The organism is Mucilaginibacter sp. P1_D10 (assembly GCF_056406215.1).
Genome location: NZ_JBFUAP010000010.1, coordinates 241,522 through 249,932 on the forward strand (window position 1 = coordinate 241,522; position 8,411 = coordinate 249,932).

Below are 8,411 nucleotides of genomic sequence, written 5' to 3' on the forward strand. Positions count from 1 at the left end.
AGGAAATTAAGCAATGTCAAGAATAGGAAAAGCACCTATAGCAATAACCGCCGGCGTAACTGTTACCGTATCTGCAGAAAATGTAGTTACCGTAAAAGGCCCTAAAGGCGAATTGCAACAGGCAGTTGATAGAGATATCATCATTGAGCAAGAAGGCGACCAGTTGCTGGTTAAACGCCCGTCAGACCAAAAACGCCACAAAGCGTTGCACGGTTTGTATCGCTCGTTGTTAAACAACATGGTTGTTGGCGTAACCGAAGGCTACAAAATTCAGCAAGAATTAGTAGGTGTGGGTTACCGTGCAACAAACACAGGCAACACTTTAGATCTGGTGCTGGGTTATTCTCACCACTACGTATTTGAATTGCCGCAAGAAATTAAAGTTACAACCACTGCTGATAAGGGTAAGAACCCAACCATCATCCTGGAATCTAACGATAAACAATTGATTGGCCAGGTAGCAGCGAAAATCCGCTCGTTACGTACGCCAGAGCCTTACAAAGGTAAAGGTATCAAGTTTGTTGGCGAAGTATTGAGAAGAAAAGCAGGTAAATCAGCATCTAAAAAATAAGCGCCATGAAATTATCAAGAAGAGACAGGATTAAAAAAGGCATACGTAAACGCCTTTCAGGATCAACAGCACGCCCTCGCTTATCTGTTTTCAGAAGCAACAAAGGCATCTACGCTCAAATTATTGACGACGTTAGTGGCAAAACCTTAGTATCAGCATCTTCATTATCAAAAGATTTTGTTGCAAGCGGCTCTACTAAGTCAGATCAATCTGTAGCTGTAGGCAAACTGGTAGCCGAGAAAGCTATCGCGGCAGGTATCGTAGATGTAGTGTTTGACAGGAATGGTTATTTGTACCACGGCCGTGTTAAATCACTGGCTGAAGGTGCACGTGAAGGTGGTTTAAACTTTTAATCGAAACAGGAAATGTCAACAATCAACATAAAAAGAGTAAAAACCAGCGAGATCGAATTAAAAGATCGCCTGGTAAGCATACAACGTGTAGCCAAAGTAACCAAAGGTGGCCGTACATTCAGCTTTTCTGCTATCGTAGTAGTAGGCGATGAAAACGGTGTTGTAGGTTACGGTTTGGGCAAAGCAAAAGAAGTTACCGAAGCAATTGCAAAAGGTATAGATGATGCTAAGAAGAACCTGGTAAAGGTTCCAATCATTAACAACACTATCCCTCACGATCAGATAGGTAAATTCAGCGGTGGTTTCGTTTACATCAAACCAGCAGCAAACGGTACCGGCGTTATAGCAGGTGGCGCGATGCGTGCTGTGTTAGAGAGTGCCGGTGTACACAACGTATTGGCAAAATCAAAAGGATCGTCAAACCCGCACAACGTGGTTAAGGCAACCGTATCTGCATTATCGCAATTACGCGATGCTCACACGGTAGCTCAACAGCGCGGTATCAGTTTAGGTAAAGTATTTAACGGATAATCAGCCATGTCGAAAATTAAGATCACACAGATAAAGAGCGTTATCGACAGAACCGAGCGCCAGAAAAAAACTGTTGAGGCCCTGGGCCTTAAAAAAATTAACCACAGTGTGGAAGTTGAAGCCACTGCAGCTATTATAGGTATGGTACGTAAAGTAAACCACCTGGTAGCGGTAGAAAATATTTAATATCATGAATTTAAGTAATCTTAAACCTGCAGAAGGTTCTACTAAAAATAGAAAAAGAATTGGCCGTGGTACAGGTAGTGGCCGTGGCGGTACATCAACCCGTGGCCACAAAGGTGCGGGTTCACGTTCGGGTACATCTACCAAGGTAGGTTTCGAAGGTGGCCAGATGCCATTGCAACGCCGTGTACCTAAGGTTGGTTTTAAAAACCCTAACCGCGTAGAGTATGTTGGTGTAAACCTTGATGTATTGCAAGCTTTAACTGAAAAGTATTCGTTATCAACAGTTAACTTCGATATATTGAAAGAACACGGTTTGGCATCACGTAACGACCTGATTAAGATTTTGGGCCGTGGCGAACTTAAAGCCAAGTTAGAAGTTACAGCACATGCATTTACTGCTACTGCACAAAAAGCTATCGAAGCAGCCGGCGGAACCATTGTAAAGTTATAATTTTCGATGAAGAAATTTTTCACCACATTATCCAATATCTGGAAAATTGAGGATCTAAGAGTGCGTATAACCAACACACTCTTATTTCTTTTAATATATCGTATTGGTTCGTTTATAGTGTTGCCTGGCGTAAACGCAGCAACGCTTGATACTGCTAAAGCAAAAGAGGGCCTTGTAGGCTTGCTTAATATGTTTGCAGGAGGTTCGTTCTCACGTTCGTCCATCTTTGCGTTGGGCGTAATGCCTTACATTTCGGCCTCTATCGTGGTGCAACTTTTAGGCATAGCGGTACCTGCCGTTACTAAAATGCAAAAAGAGGGTGAAAGCGGCCGTAACAAGCTGAATCAGATGACCCGCTATCTAACCATAGCAATCACTGCTTTGCAGGCTATCGGTTATCTTAAATCGCAGATTACCGGCGAACCACTGATACCTAACCCGTACTTTATTGTACTTAACGTATTCGTGTTAACTGCAGGTACGCTATTTGTAATGTGGCTGGGCGAGAAAATCACCGATAAAGGTATTGGTAACGGTATATCGCTTATCATCATGACAGGTATCATAGCGCAGCTGCCTGCAGCATTCGCTACCGAGTTCCAGTCACGTACCAGCGGCCCAGGTGGTTTGATTACCTTCATCGTGGAAATCGTAGCGCTTTTGGGCGTGGTTATGTTTACCATCCTCATCGTACAGGGTACACGTAAAATTGCCGTGCAGTACGCAAAACGTATCGTAGGTAACAAACAGTACGGTGGCGTACGCCAGTATATACCTTTAAAGGTAAATGCTGCGGGCGTAATGCCAATCATCTTTGCCCAGGCATTGATGTTCATCCCGGCTACTGTTGCCCAGTTTTTCCCTAACGCTGCATCAAACGGTATATTGATAGCATTATCTAATATCAACTCATGGGAGCATAACCTGGTATTTGCTATACTGATCATTCTGTTCACGTATTTCTATACAGCTATTACGGTTAACCCTAAGCAAATGAGCGATGATATGAAAAAGAACGGCGGCTTTATACCGGGTGTTGCACCAGGTAATGCTACCACTACTTTCATAGATGAGGTTATATCTAAGATAACATTGCCGGGTTCTATCTTTTTGGCCATCGTAGCGGTTATACCGTCGTTGGCTAGTATGGTAGGAGTAAGCAGCTTGTTTGCAAGGTTCTTTGGCGGCACGTCGCTCATTATCCTTGTAGGTGTTGTGTTAGATACTTTACAGCAGATAGAAAGCCATTTATTGATGCGTCATTACGATGGGTTGATGAAGACCGGCAGGATCAAAGGCCGTTCAGGCGTGCCTACAGCTGCAGGTACTACGCCCACTGCTATCTAATATACAGCATGTCGAAAATCATTTATAAGTCTGTTGAACAAATAGAGCTGATAAGAGAAAGTTCGTTACTTGTTTCTAAAACACACGGGGAAATAGCTAAGGTTATAGGCCCCGGTGTTACAACCCTCGAATTAAATAAACTTGCCGAAACCTTTATCCGCGACAACGGTGGGGTTCCGGCATTTTTAAACTATAACGGTTTCCCCTATTCTTTATGCATTTCGCTTAACGATCAGGTGGTACATGGCTTCCCTGGAAAAAAACCTTTGGTTGAGGGCGATCTGGTATCAGTTGATTGCGGTGTGGTATTGAATAAATACTACGGCGATTCGGCGTTTACATTTGCTATTGGCGAGGTTGACGAGAAAACGCAAAAACTGATGCGCGTAACCCGCGAGTGTTTGGATTTGGGTGTAGCTAAGGCCGTAGCTGGCATGCGTATAGGCGATATAGGCCACGCGGTGCAAGAGCACGCCGAGAAGAACGGGTTTGGTGTGGTACGTGAACTGGTTGGCCACGGTGTAGGCACACGCCTGCACGAGAAGCCTGAGGTACCTAATTACGGCAAACGCGGTTCGGGGATTAAACTGGAAGAGGGGATGGTAATTGCTATTGAGCCAATGATTAACGCAGGCCGCGCCGGCGTTAAGTTTTGGGACGATGGCTGGACCGTATCAACCAGCGACAAAAAACCATCCGCACATTACGAGCATACGGTAGCCGTAAAAAAAGGACAACCAGACGTTTTATCGACGTTTTCGTACATTGACGAAGTTTTGAAAAATAAAAATAATAATTAAAATATTTTTATTAATTTTGCATCCCGTTTTGGGGGCAGATAATTAAGTAATAATCAGTAAAATATGGCAAAACAATCCTCGATTGAGCAAGATGGTACAATTCGCGAAGCATTATCCAATGCGATGTTTAGAGTTGAACTTGAAAACGGTCACGAGATTATTGCGCATATATCGGGCAAAATGCGTATGCACTACATTAAAATCCTTCCTGGCGACAGGGTAAAACTGGAGATGAGCCCGTATGATTTAACAAAAGGAAGAATAACCTACAGATATAAATAATAAACGAGATGAAAGTTAGAGCATCCATTAAAAAACGCAGCGCTGATTGCAAAATCATCCGCCGTAACGGGAAACTTTATGTGATAAACAAAAAGAATCCTAAATACAAACAGCGTCAGGGATAATAAAAGAAAAGTGTAATAGTCCGTACAACGGTGGCCCGCCGTTCGGTATTACGTAAAACAAAAAAACAAACATGGCAAGGATTTCAGGTATTGATTTACCAAAAAACAAAAGAGGTGTAATAGGTTTAACTTACATCTACGGAATAGGCCGCTCTACTGCAGCGGAAATTTTGAAACAAGCAGGTATTGATGAGAGCGTTAAAGTTCAGGAATGGAATGATGAGCAGTTGACTGCCATCCGTACCATCATCAACGATCAGATAAAGGTAGAAGGCTCACTTCGTTCGGAAGTTCAGCTTAACATCAAACGTTTAATGGATATAGGTTGCTACCGTGGTACCCGTCATCGTAAAGGTTTACCGTTACGTGGCCAGCGCACCAAAAACAACTCACGTACCCGTAAAGGTAAACGTAAGACTGTTGCTAACAAAAAGAAAGCTACTAAATAGTAAGTGATTAGTGACTGGAGAGTAGAGTTTAGTTAACAGCTGCTTTATTTAAAACTCACTAGGAATATAAAATTATAACAAATGGTTAATGGGTCCGAATTAGAAATCACTAATTCAGTAATTCACTAACTCAATAATTAAGAAAATGGCTAAAGCTAAAAAAGTAACCAAAAAACGCATTGTTATTGTTGAGTCAGTTGGCGAAGCACACATCAATGCAACTTTCAACAACATCATCATTACCCTTACCAACAAAACCGGCCAGGCTATTTCATGGTCTTCGGCAGGTAAAATGGGTTTCAAGGGTTCTAAAAAGAACACCCCTTACGCTGCCGGCCAGGCTGCTGCCGATTGCGGTAAAGTAGCTTATGATTTAGGCTTGCGTAAAGTAGAGGTATTTGTAAAAGGCCCGGGTTCTGGCCGTGAAAGCGCTATCCGTACCCTGCAAACTACAGGTATCGAGGTTACTACCATCAGGGATATTACGCCGCTTCCGCACAACGGTTGCCGCCCATCAAAACGTAGAAGAGTTTAATTCACTAAATTTTTAAAGCTAAGATTCGGCAGCTACAGGTTGCACGATACTTTAAAACACACAAATAATGGCAAGATATACAGGCCCAAAATCAAAAATCGCACGTAGGTTCCGCGAGCCAATCTTCGGCCCGGACAAGGCATTGGAAAGAAAAAACTACGGACCAGGTATGCACGGTGCTTCTAAAAGAAGAGGAAAGCAATCTGAGTACGCAGTACAGTTAATGGAAAAACAAAAAGTTAAATACACTTACGGTGTATTAGAGCGTCAGTTCGAAAACTTATTCCACACTGCATCAGCTAAAGAAGGCATCACAGGTGAAAACTTGTTGAAATTTTTAGAGGCACGTTTAGATAACGCAGTTTACCGCTTAGGTATTGCGCCTACCCGTTCTGGTGCACGCCAGTTGGTTGGCCACAAACACATTACCGTAAACGGTAACGTAGTAAACATTGCATCTTACCAGTTAAGGGCAGGTGACGTTATCGCAGTACGCGAAAAATCAAAATCTCTTGAAGCCATAACCACTTCGGTTGCCGGCCGCAAGATCAATAAATACAGCTGGTTGGAGTGGAACGCTGCCGAATTAACAGGTAAGTTCTTAAACTACCCTAACCGCGATGAGATACCTGAAAACATTAAGGAAAACCTTATTGTGGAGTTGTACTCAAAATAAGAATTAGATATGAGATTGGAGATATGAGATTTGAGATTAGGTTCGCAAATCCCATATCTCAATTTTTAGTTTATAACATTTACAATTATAGGCGGTTTGGATTATAGGATATGTTGAGGGTGCGGTTTTATTCTCACATCTCATATCTCGCATCTCAAATCTATTATTAAACAAACAATAAACCCAAGATATAAATGGCAATTTTAGCATTTCAAAAACCAGACAAGGTTATCATGCAGAAATCGAATGATTTTGATGGCACGTTTGAGTTTCGTCCGTTAGAACCAGGCTTCGGTGTAACCATTGGTAATGCTCTGCGTCGTATCTTACTTTCTTCATTAGAAGGTTATGCTATTACATCAGTACGTATCTCTGGCGTAATGCATGAGTTCTCAACCATCAAAGGCGTGGTTGAAGATGTTACCGAGATAATCCTGAACCTGAAACAAGTGCGTTTCAAGAAAACAGGCGAATCGGGCGATAATGAGAAAATATTTGTGATCATTAACGGCCAGGATGCTTTCAAAGCAGGCGATGTTACCAAGTTTTCAAACAACTTTACTATACTGAACCCTGACCTTGTTATCTGTAACATGGATTCATCGGTAACGCTCGAAGTTGAGCTTACTGTTGCTAAAGGCCGCGGTTACATCTCTAACGAGGAAAACAAAAACCCTGATGCAAACGTAGGTGTGATAGCTATTGATTCTATCTTCACCCCGATAAAGAACGTTAAGTACACGCTTGAAAACTACCGTGTAGAGCAAAAAACGGATTATGAAAAACTAATCCTTGATATCTCTACCGATGGTTCTATCCACCCGGAAGATGCGTTAAAGCAGGCTGCTAAAATCCTTATCCAGCACTTCATGCTGTTCTCTGATGAGAACATGATGCTTGAAGCACAGGCTAAAGAAGAAACTAAAGAAGTTGACGAAGAAATTCTTCACATGCGTAAGATCCTTAAAACCGAATTGGTTGATTTGGATCTGAGCGTACGTGCTTTGAATTGCTTAAAAGCTGCAGATATCCGCAGCCTGGCCGATTTAGTTTCTTACGATGTTGCGGATATGCTTAAATTCAGGAACTTCGGTAAGAAATCTTTAACTGAAATTCAGGACTTGGTAAAATCAAAAGGCTTATCTTTTGGTATGAACCTGGCTAAATTTAAGTTAGACGAAGAATAATATTATTGAAAAGAGGTTAAAGATTTTAGATAATCTTTAACCTCTTTTCATTTCATAACAACGGGTATTGATTGCTGGTGACCAATCTCTTGCCTTTAACTAACTGATCACTAACATCGGCATAATTCCGAGGGCTTGACGATAACACGCCGCCCAACGGTATGCACGTGCCATAACAAAAAAAACAAATGAGACACGGTAAAAAAGTAAACCATTTAGGCCGCACCGACAGCCACCGCAAAGCGATGTTGGCTAACATGGCCTCTTCGCTTATCCTACACAAGCGTATTACAACAACCTTAGCAAAAGCAAAAGCTTTGCGCGGTTATGTTGAACCTTTATTAACAAAATCAAAAAGCGATACTACGCACTCACGCCGTACCGTATTTAGCTACCTGCAGGATAAAGAGGTAGTTGGTATGCTGTTCCGCGAAGTTGCTGAGAAGATTGCTAACCGCCCGGGTGGTTACACACGTATAGTTAAGTTAGAGAACCGTTTGGGCGATAACGCCGAGATGGCCATCATCGAGCTGGTAGATTACAACACCGTTTACGGTAACGATACTGCTGCTAAGCCAGAGAAGAAAGCAACCCGTCGTCGTGGTGGCGCTTCAAAAGCAAAAGCACCTATCGAGGTTGCCCCGGTTGCTGAAGCACCTGTTGCAGAAGCTGCACCAGAAGCACCTGCTGCTAACGAAGAAAACGCAGAAAAAGGCGAATAATTCAGCTTTTACTGATATTGAAAACGGCTTCCGATATTTCGGAAGTCGTTTTTTTTTGTGTGCGCCCGGCACGGGCGCAAGCTATAGGGTGAGAGTCCCGAACGCGCCTTGATAGTGGGAAGCGTTAACCAAAAGCAAGGGTGTCGTGGGTGACTGCGAATCTGAAGGAAGCTGGCGGTAAATCTCTGGCCTGACG

The 8,411-nt window shown here is 42.7% G+C and carries 14 protein-coding genes; all 14 read left to right on the forward strand.

What is annotated here, in order from left to right; translation table 11 throughout:
- Window positions 1-13: 13 nt before the first annotated feature.
- The 14 genes from rplF to rplQ all read left to right on the forward strand — a co-directional run bounded on the left by rplF (window position 14) and on the right by rplQ (window position 8,215).
- Window positions 14-571, forward strand: a complete 558-nt coding sequence (gene rplF, locus AC1DYT_RS17560; RefSeq protein WP_477461307.1) for a 50S ribosomal protein L6 — start codon at window positions 14-16, stop codon at window positions 569-571.
- 5 nt (window positions 572-576) lie between these two features.
- Window positions 577-924: a 50S ribosomal protein L18 gene (gene rplR, locus AC1DYT_RS17565; protein WP_192902006.1), complete on the forward strand. Its 348-nt coding sequence runs from the start codon at window positions 577-579 to the stop codon at window positions 922-924.
- 12 nt (window positions 925-936) lie between these two features.
- The gene (gene rpsE, locus AC1DYT_RS17570; protein ID WP_133235736.1) at window positions 937-1,455 is read left to right on the forward strand and encodes a 30S ribosomal protein S5; all 519 of its coding nucleotides are present in this window, start codon (window positions 937-939) and stop codon (window positions 1,453-1,455) included.
- 6 nt (window positions 1,456-1,461) lie between these two features.
- Window positions 1,462-1,641, forward strand: a complete 180-nt coding sequence (gene rpmD / locus AC1DYT_RS17575) for a 50S ribosomal protein L30 (RefSeq protein ID WP_133235734.1) — start codon at window positions 1,462-1,464, stop codon at window positions 1,639-1,641.
- 4 nt (window positions 1,642-1,645) lie between these two features.
- Window positions 1,646-2,092: a 50S ribosomal protein L15 gene (gene rplO, locus AC1DYT_RS17580; protein ID WP_477461308.1), complete on the forward strand. Its 447-nt coding sequence runs from the start codon at window positions 1,646-1,648 to the stop codon at window positions 2,090-2,092.
- 6 nt (window positions 2,093-2,098) lie between these two features.
- Window positions 2,099-3,439, forward strand: a complete 1,341-nt coding sequence (gene secY / locus AC1DYT_RS17585; protein ID WP_477470847.1) for a preprotein translocase subunit SecY — start codon at window positions 2,099-2,101, stop codon at window positions 3,437-3,439.
- A gap of 8 nt (window positions 3,440-3,447) precedes the next feature.
- Complete coding sequence (map, locus tag AC1DYT_RS17590; protein WP_477461310.1) at window positions 3,448-4,239, forward strand: type I methionyl aminopeptidase; 792 nt, start codon at window positions 3,448-3,450, stop codon at window positions 4,237-4,239.
- 63 nt (window positions 4,240-4,302) lie between these two features.
- A complete protein-coding gene (infA, locus tag AC1DYT_RS17595; RefSeq protein WP_022833270.1) occupies window positions 4,303-4,521 on the forward strand; it encodes a translation initiation factor IF-1 in 219 nt (72 codons plus the stop codon).
- A gap of 8 nt (window positions 4,522-4,529) precedes the next feature.
- A complete protein-coding gene (rpmJ, locus tag AC1DYT_RS17600) occupies window positions 4,530-4,646 on the forward strand; it encodes a 50S ribosomal protein L36 (protein WP_074487407.1) in 117 nt (38 codons plus the stop codon).
- 71 nt (window positions 4,647-4,717) lie between these two features.
- A complete protein-coding gene (rpsM, locus tag AC1DYT_RS17605) occupies window positions 4,718-5,095 on the forward strand; it encodes a 30S ribosomal protein S13 (protein WP_133235726.1) in 378 nt (125 codons plus the stop codon).
- 145 nt (window positions 5,096-5,240) lie between these two features.
- Entirely contained in the window at window positions 5,241-5,630 is a 390-nt protein-coding gene (gene rpsK / locus AC1DYT_RS17610; RefSeq protein ID WP_133235724.1) for a 30S ribosomal protein S11, read from the forward strand.
- A 67-nt stretch (window positions 5,631-5,697) separates the two neighbouring features.
- A complete protein-coding gene (gene rpsD / locus AC1DYT_RS17615; protein ID WP_477461311.1) occupies window positions 5,698-6,306 on the forward strand; it encodes a 30S ribosomal protein S4 in 609 nt (202 codons plus the stop codon).
- Between the two features lie 194 nt (window positions 6,307-6,500).
- Complete coding sequence (locus AC1DYT_RS17620; protein WP_133235720.1) at window positions 6,501-7,493, forward strand: DNA-directed RNA polymerase subunit alpha; 993 nt, start codon at window positions 6,501-6,503, stop codon at window positions 7,491-7,493.
- A 188-nt stretch (window positions 7,494-7,681) separates the two neighbouring features.
- On the forward strand, window positions 7,682-8,215 hold the full coding sequence (rplQ, locus tag AC1DYT_RS17625) for a 50S ribosomal protein L17 (RefSeq protein ID WP_477470848.1): 534 nt from the start codon (window positions 7,682-7,684) through the stop codon (window positions 8,213-8,215).
- Window positions 8,216-8,411: the final 196 nt, after the last annotated feature.